Annotated in this window: 12 protein-coding genes and 1 pseudogene; 6 read left to right on the top strand and 7 right to left on the bottom strand. The window is 67.0% G+C overall.

Translation table 11 applies throughout. The features are described 5' to 3' along the window. Nucleotides 1–310: 310 nt before the first annotated feature. A complete protein-coding gene (locus tag Nocox_RS10140; protein ID WP_020545734.1) occupies nucleotides 311–1,996 on the bottom strand; it encodes a ribonuclease J in 1,686 nt (561 codons plus the stop codon). A 57-nt stretch (nucleotides 1,997–2,053) separates the two neighbouring features. After that, nucleotides 2,054–2,971 (bottom strand): 4-hydroxy-tetrahydrodipicolinate synthase, encoded by a 918-nt coding sequence (gene dapA, locus Nocox_RS10135; protein WP_084685825.1) that lies wholly within the window; start codon nucleotides 2,969–2,971, stop codon nucleotides 2,054–2,056. 1,075 nt (nucleotides 2,972–4,046) lie between these two features. Here dapA and Nocox_RS10130 point away from each other — a divergent pair. The 3 genes and pseudogenes from Nocox_RS10130 to radC all read left to right on the top strand — a co-directional run bounded on the left by Nocox_RS10130 (nucleotide 4,047) and on the right by radC (nucleotide 7,131). Beyond that, nucleotides 4,047–4,835, top strand: coding sequence for a GntR family transcriptional regulator (locus Nocox_RS10130; protein WP_246649762.1), 789 nt, complete (start codon nucleotides 4,047–4,049; stop codon nucleotides 4,833–4,835). Nucleotides 4,836–5,202: 367 nt separating this feature from the next. After that, a pseudogene (locus Nocox_RS10125) lies at nucleotides 5,203–5,982 on the top strand (transposase family protein); the annotation flags it as partial. A 492-nt stretch (nucleotides 5,983–6,474) separates the two neighbouring features. Beyond that, the gene (gene radC, locus Nocox_RS10120; protein WP_020545738.1) at nucleotides 6,475–7,131 is read left to right on the top strand and encodes a RadC family protein; all 657 of its coding nucleotides are present in this window, start codon (nucleotides 6,475–6,477) and stop codon (nucleotides 7,129–7,131) included. 1,070 nt (nucleotides 7,132–8,201) lie between these two features. Here radC and Nocox_RS10115 read toward each other — a convergent pair. After that, complete coding sequence (locus Nocox_RS10115; RefSeq protein ID WP_020545739.1) at nucleotides 8,202–8,504, bottom strand: hypothetical protein; 303 nt, start codon at nucleotides 8,502–8,504, stop codon at nucleotides 8,202–8,204. Nucleotides 8,505–8,614: 110 nt separating this feature from the next. Here Nocox_RS10115 and Nocox_RS10110 point away from each other — a divergent pair, with 110 nt between their 5' ends. Together Nocox_RS10110 and Nocox_RS10105 are read left to right on the top strand one after the other, a co-directional pair. After that, on the top strand, nucleotides 8,615–9,091 hold the full coding sequence (locus Nocox_RS10110; protein ID WP_033410503.1) for a GntR family transcriptional regulator: 477 nt from the start codon (nucleotides 8,615–8,617) through the stop codon (nucleotides 9,089–9,091). Between the two features lie 41 nt (nucleotides 9,092–9,132). Continuing rightward, nucleotides 9,133–9,612, top strand: coding sequence for a GntR family transcriptional regulator (locus Nocox_RS10105; protein WP_033410505.1), 480 nt, complete (start codon nucleotides 9,133–9,135; stop codon nucleotides 9,610–9,612). A gap of 46 nt (nucleotides 9,613–9,658) precedes the next feature. On the opposite strand, the gene Nocox_RS10100 is transcribed toward Nocox_RS10105, so the two are convergent. Further along, nucleotides 9,659–10,855: an RNA-guided endonuclease InsQ/TnpB family protein gene (locus Nocox_RS10100; RefSeq protein ID WP_026214876.1), complete on the bottom strand. Its 1,197-nt coding sequence runs from the start codon at nucleotides 10,853–10,855 to the stop codon at nucleotides 9,659–9,661. A 24-nt stretch (nucleotides 10,856–10,879) separates the two neighbouring features. Here Nocox_RS10100 and Nocox_RS10095 point away from each other — a divergent pair, with 24 nt between their 5' ends. Then, the gene (locus Nocox_RS10095; RefSeq protein WP_157383317.1) at nucleotides 10,880–11,062 is read left to right on the top strand and encodes a type II toxin-antitoxin system Phd/YefM family antitoxin; all 183 of its coding nucleotides are present in this window, start codon (nucleotides 10,880–10,882) and stop codon (nucleotides 11,060–11,062) included. A gap of 553 nt (nucleotides 11,063–11,615) precedes the next feature. Here the strand turns inward: Nocox_RS10095 and Nocox_RS10090 are convergent. From Nocox_RS10090 to Nocox_RS42915, 3 genes are read right to left on the bottom strand one after another with little or no spacing between them, the layout of a single operon-like run. Beyond that, the gene (locus Nocox_RS10090) at nucleotides 11,616–12,017 is read right to left on the bottom strand and encodes an ASCH domain-containing protein (protein ID WP_020545743.1); all 402 of its coding nucleotides are present in this window, start codon (nucleotides 12,015–12,017) and stop codon (nucleotides 11,616–11,618) included. 27 nt (nucleotides 12,018–12,044) lie between these two features. Next, on the bottom strand, nucleotides 12,045–13,067 hold the full coding sequence (locus tag Nocox_RS10085; RefSeq protein WP_020545744.1) for a hypothetical protein: 1,023 nt from the start codon (nucleotides 13,065–13,067) through the stop codon (nucleotides 12,045–12,047). Between the two features lie 48 nt (nucleotides 13,068–13,115). Then, nucleotides 13,116–13,949 (bottom strand): DMT family transporter, encoded by an 834-nt coding sequence (locus tag Nocox_RS42915; RefSeq protein ID WP_020545745.1) that lies wholly within the window; start codon nucleotides 13,947–13,949, stop codon nucleotides 13,116–13,118. Nucleotides 13,950–14,101: the final 152 nt, after the last annotated feature.

Below are 14,101 nucleotides of genomic sequence, written 5' to 3'. Positions count from 1 at the left end.
GTTGACGAGCAGCACAGCGGTGGCCTTGTGCGCGGGAAGCGGGGCCGAGCCGTCGATTCCATGCAGCCGAGCTGCGCTCTCCGCCACAGATGGTGGATCCTCAGCTACGGTCGTCCGCGGCGCCTTCAGAGGCGTGAACGCCTGCGGCAGAGCCGCGGTGTCGTCCGCCGACCTCGACGTCACACTGTCGGAAGCGGACGGCGGCCAGGGCCTGTCGTCGGTGCGGCAGAGGCGGGTGCCGCCCATGCCGCAGACGAGAGTGACGCCGGTACGGCGGACGCTAGGGACGTCTGCCGTACCGGCTGGATGGTCAGACTTCGACCACCACAGGGATGATCATCGGACGACGCCGGTAGGTATCGCTCACCCAGCGTCCCACCGTGCGCCGGACCACGCGGCGGATCTCCTGCATGTCCACCACGCCGTCGGCGGCCTTCTCCTCGAGCGCCCGCTCGATCTGCGGGATGAACTCATCGAACTGGGCGGGATCGATGCCCGAGCCGCGGGCGTGGATCTCGGGGCCGGCGGTGAGTTTGCCGGTGGCCGAGTCGACGACCACGACCACGGAGATGAACCCCTCGTCGCCGAGAATCCTGCGGTCCTTGAGCGAGGTGTCGGTGATCTCGCCCACGGAGGTGCCGTCCACGTACACGTAGCCGGCATGCACCGCGCCGACGATCCTCGCCCTGCCGTCGACCAGGTCGACCACAACCCCGTCCTCGGCGATCACGATGTGGTCGTCGGGGACGCCGGTGAGGGCGGCCAGCTTGGCGTGGGCGCGCAGGTGGCGCCATTCGCCGTGCACGGGCATGAAGTTCGAGGGGCGGGTCAGGTTCAGCACGTACAGGAGCTCGCCGGCGGCCGCGTGGCCGGAGACGTGCACCTTGGCGTTGCCCTTGTGGATGACCCGGGCGCCCCATCTGGTCAGCCCGTTGATCACCTTGTTGACCGCCGTCTCGTTCCCGGGCACCAGCGACGAAGCCAGCAGCACGGTGTCGCCTTGGGCGATGCGGATCGGGTGATCGCGATTGGCCATCCGCGACAGCGCCGCCATGGGCTCGCCCTGCGAACCGGTGCAGATGAGCACCACGTCCTGCGGCGGCCACTCCTCGATGTCCCGCGAGTCGACGATCAACTCCGGGGGCACCTTGAGATAGCCCAGGTCTCGCGCCACGCCCATGTTGCGCACCATCGACCGGCCGACCAGGGCCACCTTGCGGCCATGCTTGGCCGCGGCGTCCATGACCTGCTGGATGCGGTGCACGTGGGAGGCGAAGCTGGCGACGATGACCCGTTGCTCGGAGGTGCGGATCACCTCGTCGATGACCGGTGCGATCTCTCGCTCACTGGTGACGAACCCGGGCACCTCGGCGTTGGTGGAGTCGGACATCAGCAGGTCGACGCCCTCGCTGCCGAGCCTGGCGAAGCCGCCGAGGTCGGTGAGCCGGCCGTCGCTCGGCAACTGGTCCATCCGGAAGTCGCCGGTGTGCAGCACGATGCCGGCCGGCGTCCTGATCGCCACGGCCAGCGCGTCCGGGATCGAATGGTTGACCGCGAGGAACTCGCAGTCGAAAGGCCCGAAGACGTGCCGTTCGCCTTCGACGACCTCCACCTTGTTCGGCTGGATCCGGTGCTCGCTGAGTTTGGCCTCGATCAGGGCCAAAGTGAGCTTGGAACCGATCAGGGGGATGTTGCGTCGTTCGCGCAGCAGGTACGGCACCGCCCCGATGTGGTCCTCGTGAGCGTGTGTCAGCACCATGGCCTCGATGTCGTCGAGGCGATCCCTGATGTACTCGAAGTCGGGCAGGATGAGGTCGACGCCCGGCTGGTCGGGTTCGGGGAACAAGACCCCGCAGTCGACGATCAGCAGGCGGCCGTCGTATTCGAACACGGCCATGTTTCTGCCGATCTCTCCCAGCCCGCCGAGCGCGACGATGCGCAGGCCGCCTTCAGGCAGCGCCGGCGGGGGGCCGAGCTCAGGATGCGGATGGCTCATGCATGGCCCCCACTATCAAATGGTCTGTACAAAACTGCCAGTTCCTCCCCGTTGTTCCTATACGTCTGTCAACTTCACCCCGCCGGCCACCAGGCACGTACGCAGCTCGGCGATTTGCTGTTCTGTGGCGTCGACGAGCGGCAGCCGTACCGGGCCCACCGGCACGCCGACCATGCTCAGCGCCGCCTTTGCCATGATCGCGCCACCCGCGCGCAGCATGATGCCGTCCACCACGGGCGCGACCTGGGTGTGAACGGCGAGTGCGCCGGCGACGTCGCCGCCCTTGTGCAGGCGGATCATCCGTCCCAGCTCGGCACCCACCACGTGTCCCACCACGCTGACGAACCCGGCCGCGCCGAGCGAGAGCCAGGCGAGATTGAGCAGGTCGTCGCCCGAGTAGAAGGCGAGATCGGTCGCCGTCATCACCTGGCTGGCGGCGAACAGGTCGCCCTTGGCGTCCTTCACGGCCACGATGCGCTCGTGCTGCGCGAGCCGGATGAGCGTTTCGGTCTTGATCGGCACACCGCTGCGTCCCGGGATGTCATAGAGCATCACGGGGAGGTCGGTCGCGTCGGCGACGGCGGTGAAGTGCCGGTAGAGCCCTTCCTGCGGAGGCTTGTTGTAGTACGGCGTCACCACGAGCAGCCCGTGCGCACCAGCGCGGGCTGCCTGTTCGGCGAGCTTCACGCTGTGGCGGGTGTCGTTCGTGCCCGCTCCCGCCACCACGGTCGCGCGGTCGCCGACCGCGTCGAGGACGGCGCTGACGATGCGCTGCTTCTCCTCGTCCGAGGTGGTGGGGGATTCGCCGGTCGTCCCGTTGACGATCAAACCGTCGTTGCGCTGCTCGTCCACCAGGTAGGCGGCGAGCCGGCGCACAGCACCGTAATCGACTTCGCCGTCCGCGGTGAACGGCGTGACCATGGCGGTCAGCATGCGGCCGAAGGGCGCATCGGTGGTTCCAGTTGGCGATGCCATAGTGCGAACGCTACCTGGATTCGGAAATCCATTGGACGCCGCCACCCCGCTTCGCCTGCCTGGAGCCGCTTTTTGCCCACTTTCGCGGGCATTTCAGAGGGCGATCCCCCGAGGCTCGGCTCACAAACCATCTGGATCGGGCAATCTGCTCCTGGCTCCGTACCAACTGGGCGATACCAGCAGGTCGATGTGGTGGTCGAGGACGCGCCGGTCATGGCCGGCTTGCCACACAGGCGCGGGGGCGAGCACGCCGCGCCGGACGGCGACGTTGGCCTCGTGGCCTCCTGGCCTCCTGGCCTCGCGAGGGTTCCGGCGCATCCGCAGGCGTCCCTGTCCCCGTGCCCTTTCTGTCACCGCCCCGAAGAGGCCTGTTCCATGTCCATGCGGGCACACCTCTTCAATCCGCGAGCAGGTCCTGTTGGCAGTCGCCGGCGATCAGACGCCGATGGGCACCTCCAAGGGAGACAGCCGACCCGCCCTGCGGACCTCCTCGGCATCCGGCGCAGTTCACGCCTCCCGACCCCCCTCGCCGGGAGGCAACCCAAGCGCCCGAAGGCGTTGCTTCGGAGGCCCGCCTGAAACATCTCCCGAAGCTCGGCGTGCGTCTCGTCCCGGCTTGTACGCCATCAGAGTCGATGTCCCGACATCAGAGGACGACGTCGCGCAGACGGATGGTGACTGGCCCCGACTTCACGGAGCGTCATATACGTGCAGTTCGAGCAAACAGGACATATTGGGCTACTTGGGCAGGCCCCTCGACTTGCGAGACCAGTCGCCGCTTTCTCTCTCGCTTACGGGAGGGAGGGCATGCTGGGCCAGAACGGGGCCTTCAGCCGTACGGCACATCGGGTCAACGGGCGGGTCGTCGAGCATGTCGTCGCCGCATCCCACCAGGTCAAATCGGGCCGAACTGATCAACCAGACAGGGCCCGGCAATGGAAGAGGCCGCCGATATGTGCTCGGGGGTACACACATCGACGACCTCTACCGGAGAATCGGGGAGCCTTACGGCTGTGTTACAGAGTTTCTCCGATAATTTTCCGCCATCGCAAAGTTGGGGCTCCAGCAGCCTTCGATGACGGTCGGTTACCTGCCGAATACGGCAACATGGGGCAACGCCTCACACGAACCCCCCAGGGATGGACTAGTGGCCACCTCAGATCCGGTCTACCTGCGTGTCGTCGAAGACATCCGGCGACAGATCACCGACGGCACCCTTCCCCCCGGTGCGTCCATTCCGTCGCGGGCGCAGCTCACCCGCAAATACCAGGTGGGCGAGACTGCCGCTCGTCATGCGCTGCGTGTGCTGGCGAGCGAGGGTCTCATCATCGGCCGCGTCGGCTCGGGTCATTACGTCAGGGAGCGCCCCGTTCTTACCCCTCTCCACCGTTGGCGTTACCTCGATCATCCGGCCCCGCTGGCGGCCGACCTGCAATCTCAAGGCAGGCGCGTGACCTGGGACTGGCACAGCGAGCCGGCCGAAGCGGGGCCCGAGATCGCCCGACGCCTCCGGATCAGGGAGACGACGACGCTCACCAAGACGCACTACGTCTTCCGGGGCGACGGAAGACCGCTGCAGCTCGCCACCTCTTATGAGCCGATGGACTTCGCGCCGCACACCGAGGAGGAGCGGCGCAGCCTGTTCGCGAGGCTGTTCGCGCACGGCATCAAGGTCACCGAGGTCGTCGAGAGCGTCAGCACCCGTGTTCCCCGTCCGGCCGAGAGCGACGCGCTCGACCTGTCGGTGGGGGTCCACGTGCTGCATGTGGAGCGTACGCACTGGGCGGGCGACCGTCCTGTGGAGACGAGCGACATCGTCATTCCCGGCGACCGGTTCCGGGTGACGTACAGCATGCCCGCCTAGGACCTGCTCAACGGCCCCGGAAAGGCTCCGGGCGAGCCCCACCACTTCCTCGCCCGGAGCCTCCCACCGTCCATACTCCGCATCGGTACGCCGAAGCCCAAGGCGAGCAAGGCAGACGTCACCCCCACCGCGCCCATCCATCCGTCTGCGGTGTCGCGGCGTGGAGAGACCCTTGTCGTTCGCGTGTGCCGACGGCGCCGCATGCCTGCACACGTTCTCTGACGACCAGCGGGCCCGCCTCCAAGCTTGAACCGTTCATCCTGACGATGCTGGTCACGGTAGGTGTGCGCAGAGCAGTGGCGAGTGAGAGGGGGCTGCCGGTAAGGCACCAGTCGACCAAGAGCCGATGCCCCAACCGGGAGCCTCGTTGCTGTCTTGTCGTACGGTGATTCCGCTGTCCAACCACACCCTGACTCGCCTGCCCGGCCTCAGCCACGCCAGGGGGCCGAACGCCGCTGCCGGTGACGGAAGTTGGTCCTGGCCCAGCAAGCGCTGCTGGTGCTGGCGCACCTACGTGACGGCGGCACCTCCGCCTGTCTGGCCGCCGGCTTCTTCCGTCGGCGCCAACACTGTCTGGCGCCATCCAGGAGACCGTGAATCTGCTGGCCGAGCCGGCCGACGATGTGCATACCGCCGCGGTGCGCGCGGCCCGGTTGGCCTACGCCGTCGTGGACGGCCCCCTCATCCTGGTCCGCTGCCTGGCCGACGGAGCGGCCGTACTACAGCGGTAAGCACGAACAGCATCGGGTGACTATGCAGCCACTGGCCGACTCGGTGGGTCGGCTGGTATGGGTTTCCCGACACTGCCGGGCTCCGTGCGCGGCGTCACCGCGGCCCGGAGGGGCGGCCCGATCGAAGCCCTTTCCAGTGCTGGCGTGAAGACCTTCGCGGACCGGGGCTATCAACGTGCCGACGGCACGATCCGGACTCCGTTCAAGCGGCATTGCCATCGGCCTTGGCTGTCTCGCAGCCAGCGAGACGTCATTCGTGTCCATGCCCGCGTCCGCGCCGTCGGTGAATGCACCGTCACGATCTTTGAAGGGCCGGAAGGTGCTGGGCCAAGCCGCGCTGCTGTCCATCTCGAGCGACCGCGCTCGCACAGGCCATCCTCGTCCTGCCGCCCATAGAAGAGGGCCGTTACCCAGGATCAAAGGGCTCACGGCTTGGGGCTTCTCGCCGTGGAGGAGATCACGGGACCACTCAGCGATGAACGCCCTCTTCCCCAGAGCCCTGACGCCGCGATAAATAGCTCAATCGCACAGTTTAGGCAAATGGTGCAAGAACACCGATCAGCCATATCTCAAGAACTTGAGCCTATTCTCCTGCACTTTGCTCCAAATAGGCGTGTCGTGCTGGAGGCGAAGGCGGCCGGCCAGCACTTGGCCTCCTGTGCACCCAACCCCTGGATAGACGGCATCTGTCCTGGTGGACGGCATGGTCAGACGGACGATCAGCTGGCAGCCGGAGAGCAGGGGCGCGCTTTTCGTTCGTGAACGTGGGCCATACGCGAAGCATTTATCATGCGAGGCACAAAGCGTATAAGACCTGGGCAATCGGTCAATGGGAGAAGAGCGGATAGCCGCGGAGGCGGGCCGGGAATTGTCGGTCGTCGTTGATAGAACAGTCGCGGAGGTTGCCGATGCGTGTCAAAGACTTGTCCAAGCAAGACCGGCCCCGCGAGCGCCTTATGTCCTGGGGCGCGAATGCCCTGGCGGATCGGGAGCTGCTGGCCGTGCTCCTCGGGTCCGGGTTCCGTGGCTCCAGCGCCCTGGATCTGGCCACACAGGTCATCGATCACTGTGGAGACCTCGACCGGCTGGGCCGTTCCGACCCGCATCGGCTGCTCACCGTGCCGGGCATCGGCCCCGCCAAGGCGGCACGAGTGGCGGCGGCCTTCCACCTCGTCAGGCGGGCCGAGGCCGAGCCCGAGCGCGAACGCATCACCAGCACCACTGACCTGGCCGGTCATTGCGCCCCTCTTCTGCGCGGGCACACGCAGGAACGCCTGGTCATGGTCGTGTGTGACACAGGCGGGCGGGTGCTGAAACGATCGGTCGTCACCGAGGGGGGCGCCGATCACACGGCGATGCCGGTGCGCGAGGTGATCACCGAAGTGCTCACGACGGGCGGCGCGATGTTCGGCCTCGCGCACAACCACCCGAGCGGCTCTCTTGATCCGAGCAGCGCCGATCTGGAAGCGACCGCCCGCCTCGTCCAGGCCGCCGAAACGGTCGGATTGCGGCTGCTCGACCACCTGATCATCACGGACGCCGCTTGGCGGCGAATCCCCACGTAAACGCCGTCCACTCACCCACCGAGCGCCAAAGGGAATCATCTTGTGTATAGCGTCGAAGGGCCGTTTTCCAAGCTCGGCCCATGAGAATCTAATGCCGCGGGTAGGCCGTTATGGACGTCAGCCGGCCAGTGCTCGTCGTGGATGTGGTCCTATGCCTTCTCCTAGGCAGAAGATCACAGCCATGCTTCCGCGCCGATCCCGGGCGAAGCGTTCTTGGTCGCGTCGATGGTTTTCTGACCGGGGCGCTCAGCCTGGGGTTGTGGTGGGAAGGCGCGCAGCGCGTGAAGGATGGTCGACTTCACGCGCGCCCGGCAGAGGTGCCCGTATTCCGGGTCCGCGGCTTCGGCTTGGGATACGGGCCCTCTGCCAACACCTCTCGCCAATGCCGGCAGGCCTGTTCTGTCAGCGGCGGCGGCAGGCACCGTACGATCTCGGGCCTCGGGAGGGTGAGCAGAGGTCGCGCGGTGGTTTGCTCCTCGAGGACGTCCCGTCGAGGGCAGAACATGATCGTGGGCGGCCCCATGCTTCCGGGGTGACCTTCAGCCATGAGGTTGAGTCGGACCTCCTGATCGTAGGGACGGCCGACGGCAGGTGCGGTGCAGAGGGAACACCTGCCGTGTACGGGACAGGTGAGCGCAGTTCACCTGTCCGCGCAACGGACGCGGGGGGTGTTATCCGCGGCCGTGGAACACGACATCGTGAGCACCTTGAGATCCCTGAGTACGAATGTCGTGTCAGACCCGGCTCGGCGGCGGCAGGTGAGCCGGGAAGCAGGGGGTGTGACTGCGTGCGGTCCAGATGACTCAGAGGTTGAGTCGGGCGGGGAGCCTGGGCCGTTCGGGGAAGCCCGGGTTATTCACGGGCATAGTTGTGCGCAGGAGCGCAGGTGCGGGGTACGCACTTTGGCTGGCTGGACGGCGGAACCAGTTTGGTTCGGGTATGGATGGTTCCGTGCAGAGGTCCAGATGATCCAGATGGTCTGGATCAGGGTCTCGGGGCAAAAGGCTTTAGTCGGTACACGAAAGTTCGTGTCCGAGGTGGGCGTCAGCGCGTTCATGTGGGGCGAAGAGCTAATGCATCGCGCCCTCCAGAAGCCTTATCCACATCCTCGTGACGGTCGCAGGTCTCAGTCGAGGGCACTCGTCGATCAGGATGCCTTCGGGGCCTCGGCGCGTTCTGCGGATGAAGAAGAGGCCGCCGGCTTGGCAGAGCTCGTAGGAGATGGGCTGGCAGGGACACGTGTAGGTGCGCACGCGCACCCGTTCCGAGGATGAACGGACGGGCGTCCACTCCAGAGTGGTGTGGCGGGCGCGAGGTCGGGGGACGTGCGCGGCGAGACAGGTGATGTCAGGCGAGAGGGCGAGCTCGGTCATGTCTCGATCATACGTCTAGTTGTATTCGCTCGCCTGTATGGTAAGAGGTATCTGTCTAAATAGGCAGCGTGATATGCCAGGTCTTGTACCTCTTCGCCTATGTTTCCTGTGTGCTCGACTACGACGGCGACACCCACATCTACCTCCAGATCGCCGACATCATCCGGCGGCGCGTTGCCGGGCTCTCGTCCGGACACCCGGTGCCCAGCGAGGCGGACATCCAGCAGGAGTTCGGCGTCGCGAGGACCACCGCCAGGCGGGCGATTCACATACTGCGCGAAGAGGGACTTGTCTATACCGTTCAGGGTGAAGGGGCATTCGTCGGCACACCCGACGAAGCTCCTCGTAAGAAGCGAAAAGTGCCGCTCTATCAGCAGATAGCCTCGGACATCGCGGAACAGATCAAGTCGGGTGAGTTCGGTCCGCGGCGCCCCATCCCGGGCGAGGCTGCCTTGGTCAGCCAGTACGGCGTGGCGCGGGAGACGGTGCGTAGGGCCATGGCGCTCCTGCGCGAGCAGGGCTGGATCTACACCGTCGCGCAGCGCGGCAGCTATGTCTCACCGAAAGAGTCGTGGCCCCAGGCCTGATCTCACTCAACTGCTTGTATCGGTACGTCTACGCTGGGAACATGCTCGACCGTGACGGGCCTGTCCCGCTCTACATCCAGGTCGCCGAGATCATCGAGGAGCGGATCGCCAGCGGGGAGCTGACGCCTGGTGACGCCGTGCCGAGCGAGGCCGCCATGGAGGAGGAGTTCGAGATCGCGCGGACCACGGCGCGCAACGTGGCGCGGGAGCTTCGCAGGCGCCGGCTGGTGCATACCGTTCAGGGGGAAGGCACGTTCGTGGGGCCTCCTGGAGTGCCGCTGCGGAAGCGGTCGAGGGCTATCTACGTGCGGATCGCGGACGAGATCGCGCGGCGGATTCGGCGGGGTGAACTGCGGCCACATGGGGCGATTCCGAGTGAAGAGTCGTTGATGCGACGGCACGGGGTTGCCAAGGTCACCGCGCGGAAGGCTGTGGCACGTCTGCGGGAGCGTGGCTGGGTGATCACGGTGCCGCATCGCGGGACCTATGTCTCGGCTCGGGAGAAGTGGCCGGTTGATTGACGCGCTCCCCGGCCTGAAGGTCGGGGATTCAGCCCGTGCCGCGCAGTCACGCAGCACCTCTGTAGCTTCCTGCTTCGCTGACCTGTGCCACCGCGAGCGGTGGTCTTACCAGGTCTCCACAGGCGTTTAGCCTCTCCGCTCGTCCGGCGGCGAGGATGTTGATCGCGGCGTTCACGTCCCGGTCGTGGGCCGCCCCGCACGGGCAAACCCACGACCGGACGTTCAGCGGCATGGACTCGGCGAGCGCGCCGCACGTCGAGCACATCCTGGAGGAGGGGAACCACCGGTTGATCTGGTGGAAGGTGCGCCCGTACAGCGCGGCTTTGTACTCCAGCATGGCCACGAACGCAGACCAGCCCGCGTCATGCACGCTCTTGGCCAGCCGGGTACGCGCGAGCCCGTTGACCGCCAGGTCTTCCACGATCACCGTTTGGTTGTCACGGATGATCCTTGTGGATTCCTGGTGGTGGAACTCGCGACGCGCGTCGGCGACCTTCGCATGCTGGCGGGCCACGGCATGGCGGGCCTTGGCCCGGTTGTTCGAACCCTTCTCCTTGCGGGACAACGCCCGCTGAAGCCTCTTGAGCTTCTTCTCCGCACGCCGCAGAAAACGCGGAGAGCCGATCTTCCGGCCGTTCGACAGCACCGCGAAATGGCCCAGCCCAAGGTCGATGCCGATCTCGGTCTGTGCCTGCGGGAGGGGTTGTCCGGCGACCTTCACCACGAACGAGGCGAAGTACCGCCCAGCCGCGTCTTTGACCACCGTGACCGATGAGGGTTCGGCAGGCAGGCTACGGGACCAGCGAACCGCAACGTCACCGATCTTCGGCAGGCGAAGTCTCCCGCCTGCCGTGATGGAGAACCGGGCGTTCTTGGTGAACCGGATCGCCTGCCGGTTGTCCTTCTTGGATCGGTACCGGGGCGGGGCCGTGCGGGGCCCCTTCCGCTTACCGGACAGGGAGGCGAAGAAGTTGCGGTAGGCGGTGTTCAGATCGGCCAGGGCCTGCTGCAACACCACAGCCGACACCTCGCCCAGCCAGGCGCGCTCAGGCGTTTGCCTGGCGGCGGTGATGACCTGCTTGGACAGGTCCCCATCGGAGATGTACGGCAGCCCGGCCGCATAGGCGTCCTGCCGTGCGCGCAGCGCGTCGTTGAACACCACTCGCGCGCACCCGAACGCCTGGGCCAGCGCTTGACGCTGGCCAGGGGTCGGGGAGAGGCGGAAGGAGTACCGAAGCTGCACGGTACCGAAAGTACCATGGGTGCCATGACTGAGCGTATGAGCGTTCGAGAACTCCGAGACAACCTCGGCCGCCGCGTCGACGTCGCCCACTTCACCGGCGAGCCGACCATCGTGGAACGTCACGGTGAGCCCCGCGCTGTGCTCGTCTCCTACGCGTGGTGGGCCGAGCAGCAATACCAGGCGGGTCAAGGCACGCTCGCGCCCTAGCGGGCACTCCCGCGCGGGCCTCCACCCCCGGCCTGAAGGCCGGAGCACTGGCCCGCGTTCTGGTAGCGGTGTTGTTCGTCGGTCCAAGGCAACGGCGCTGGGGTGCGGCGCTGGTGTGGGGTGCCCGGGTGGAGCGCTGCTCGTCGGGGGCGGTTGAGTAGCCCGTCGGTCCTGGCCTGACAGTCTGGCTACGGACGTCCATCAGGAGTGAGGAGCCGCGGACAGGGCTCCGGTGCTTCGGGCTCTTCTCGTCCGGGTTTCGCTTGTCGCCGGTCGGTTGCGCTGGTGCAGGGCGGGGGTGCTGTTTCGGCAGCGTGGGGGTGCCGCCTGGAGAGGGGTGGGTTCGAGGGACGAGGTGAGGGGGTGGAGGGTTTGTTGGGATTGAGGTCCAAGACAGTCGCAGGCGCTGGAGTCGGCGCTGGAATCGGAGACAGCGCGGCAGCATCGGCGTCGTGGCGTCGTGGCGTCGTGGCGTCGTGGCGTCGTGGCGTCGTGGCGTCGTGGCGTCGGCGAATCGTGGAGTGGCGCGCTCGCTTCGTCGGGATGCTTCCCCCTATGGGGTGTCGATGAGGTGGAAGCGTAGGCAGACGATGATCGTGGTGTCGTCGATGTCGAAGCCCTGGGACGACCAGTAGTCGCGGTGAACCTCGCGCCAGTTCTCGATCGAGGTGTAGCCCTCGCCTTCCGCCTGGGCGAAGTCCCATGGGACGTTGGCGAACAGTACGAGGTCGACTCGGGCGATCTCCAGTTCGGCCGCCCGGTCGCCGGCGTCGTTCAGCAGGATCAGGTGTTCGCCGACGTGCTCGACCTCCTCGCCCTCGGCTTCGTAGTCCAGGGCGAGGAGGCCGGCCGTCGCGGTCTTCTGCCCGGCGAGGACCAGGTTGGTGAGCCGGGTACGGAGTTCGCCCGGAGTGCCGAGTTCGAGCGTCCGGAGCCCGTCGGATCGAGGCCACATGGGCAACACCGTACGGGACCGCACCGGTCAGAAGACCGGGATGATGTCCTCCGGGTCGAGGAAGTCGACCTCCACGCCCTCCAGGTCCAGTTCGGGGATGGCGGGGAAGGCGATGCCCCACCGTTCGACGATGGCGCGGACGCGGGCCATGGCGACGCGCCAGTTCTCCGCCTGCTCCTCGTACGACAGCACCCCCAGCCCCGCCTCCCTCGCGTAGTCCATGAGGACGCGGTGGTTGTGCAGGAAGTACGGCGGCAGCTCCCAGAAGCCCCCGGGCGGCTCCCAGAGGATCATGCTGAGGAAGACGAAGCCCGCCCGGAGCTGGCGCGTGATGAGGCCACGGGTGTCGTCGGTCAGGCCGGGCCATTCGTTCTCCAGGATCGTCATGCAGATCTGGAGATGGCGGGACTCGTCGCGTCCGATGCGCTGGAACATCTCGCCGAAGACCGGATGGCGCGTACCCGACGACATGCCTCTGAACAGCGTCGAGGCGGCCATCTCGCCCATCATGAAGCTGGTGAACAGGACCGGCAGCGAATACTTGCCGACGGCCGAGTTGTAGCCGTTCCAGTAGCGGCCGCCGTTGTGGTAGAGCCAGCCGATGTTGTTGTGGGCGGCGTGTTCCAGGTCGTCGGTCGGGGTCCAGTCGAGAGGGCCGCCGGGCCAGAGTTTGGCGATGGAGCGCTGGCAGCACTCCTCGTGGTTCATCTCGTCGCGGGTGATCGAGAAGAAGCACTTCCTGACGGGGTCTTCCTCGTGCTTCTCGAAGGCGCTGATGGTGGCGCGGGCGAAGACGGCGGGCCCCGAGGCGTCGAAGTTGGCCAGGACGGCGAACCAGTACATGATCCCGAGGCGCTGCTCACGGGTGAAGTCCTCGGGCTTGAGCGCGTCCCAGGGCAGGTCGGCAGGGTTCCAGACCATGCGCTTGGACTTCTCGTAGATGGCGGCGAGCTTCTCCGTCTCGACGCGCCACTCCATGGGATAGATGTTGGGCTGCGGGATTTCCGGCGCGGGCCAGAAGCCGCCCTCCGGGATCGTGAGGTCCGCCATAGTTTGTGACACCTCCTCCTCCAATCCTGCGCGGCGGCGTCATGGCTTTCAAGTACGGGCGCGCTGGGTGATGGCGACACAGACGAGTACGGCGAGCGCGGCGGCCACCGTGACCGGGCCGAACCGTTCGCCCATGAGGAACCACGCCCAGAGCAGGGTGAGGAGCGGCTGGGTGAGCTGGGTCTGGCCGGCACGGGCGATGCCGCCCTTGGCGAGGCCGGCATACCAGGGGAAGAAGCCCAGGAACATGGAGACGACCGCGACGTAGGCGAAACCGGCGAGCGCCCCGGGGGTGACGGTGACGGGCGTGAGCACGGTCAGGGCGGCCGTGACGGGGGCGGTGACGGGCAGGGACAGGACGAGGGCGTGGGAGATCACCTGCCAGCCGGGGGTGTCGCGGGCCAGCCGGCCGCCCTCGGTGTAGCCGATCGCGGCGGAGCCCAGCGCGGCGAGGAGGAGCAGGTCGGGCCAGGTCGCGGCTGCCGTACGTCCCTGCTGGAGAAGCGTGAAGGCGGTGACGGCGGCGGCGCCCGCCAGGCAGGCCGCCCAGAACAGCGGACGCGGACGCTCACCGGCGCGCACCACTGCGCAGGCGGCGGTGGCGGCCGGGAGGAGCGCGGTGATCACGGCGGCGTGGGACGTGCTGGAGCCCAGGGCCAGGGCCAGGCCGCTGAAGACGGGGAAGCCGAAGACGACGCCGAGGGAGATCAGCGCGTACGGCCCCCAGAGGTGGCGCGGCGGGAGAAGGGGGCGGCGGGCCGCTCGCAAGCAGACGACGGCGAGCAGCCCGGCTACGGCGGCCCGGCCGATCGCCACCAGCCACGGGTTGAAGCCCTCCATGGCGAAGACGGTGCCGGGGAAGGAGCCGGAGAAGGCGAGCACGCCGAGAAAGGCGAGAAATGTCCCACCGGTACGGGCCCGCCGAACGGCAAGGTCCCGAGCGGCAGGGTTTCGAGCATCGAGGTCCTGACCAGCGAGCTCCCGAGCGGCGGGACCCTGAGCATCGGGGCGCCGAGCGTCACTCGCAGGAGTAC

It is taken from the genome of Nonomuraea coxensis DSM 45129, from assembly GCF_019397265.1.
Taxonomy (GTDB): domain Bacteria; phylum Actinomycetota; class Actinomycetes; order Streptosporangiales; family Streptosporangiaceae; genus Nonomuraea; species Nonomuraea coxensis.
This window is presented reverse-complemented; position numbering and strand designations above follow the sequence as displayed.

Bases quoted from the DNA above. Each gene is read 5' to 3' on its own strand.
- Nocox_RS10095 (WP_157383317.1), top strand. From the start codon at position 10,880: ATGACTGAGCGTATGAGCGTTCGAGAACTCCGAGACAACCTCGGCCGC.
- dapA (WP_084685825.1), bottom strand. From the start codon at position 2,971: ATGGCATCGCCAACTGGAACCACCGATGCGCCCTTCGGCCGCATGCTG.
- Nocox_RS10115 (WP_020545739.1), bottom strand. From the start codon at position 8,504: ATGACCGAGCTCGCCCTCTCGCCTGACATCACCTGTCTCGCCGCGCAC.
- radC (WP_020545738.1), top strand. From the start codon at position 6,475: ATGCGTGTCAAAGACTTGTCCAAGCAAGACCGGCCCCGCGAGCGCCTT.
- Nocox_RS10140 (WP_020545734.1), bottom strand. From the start codon at position 1,996: ATGAGCCATCCGCATCCTGAGCTCGGCCCCCCGCCGGCGCTGCCTGAA.
- Nocox_RS10130 (WP_246649762.1), top strand. From the start codon at position 4,047: ATGACGGTCGGTTACCTGCCGAATACGGCAACATGGGGCAACGCCTCA.
- Nocox_RS10090 (WP_020545743.1), bottom strand. From the start codon at position 12,017: ATGTGGCCTCGATCCGACGGGCTCCGGACGCTCGAACTCGGCACTCCG.
- Nocox_RS10085 (WP_020545744.1), bottom strand. From the start codon at position 13,067: ATGGCGGACCTCACGATCCCGGAGGGCGGCTTCTGGCCCGCGCCGGAA.
- Nocox_RS10105 (WP_033410505.1), top strand. From the start codon at position 9,133: ATGCTCGACCGTGACGGGCCTGTCCCGCTCTACATCCAGGTCGCCGAG.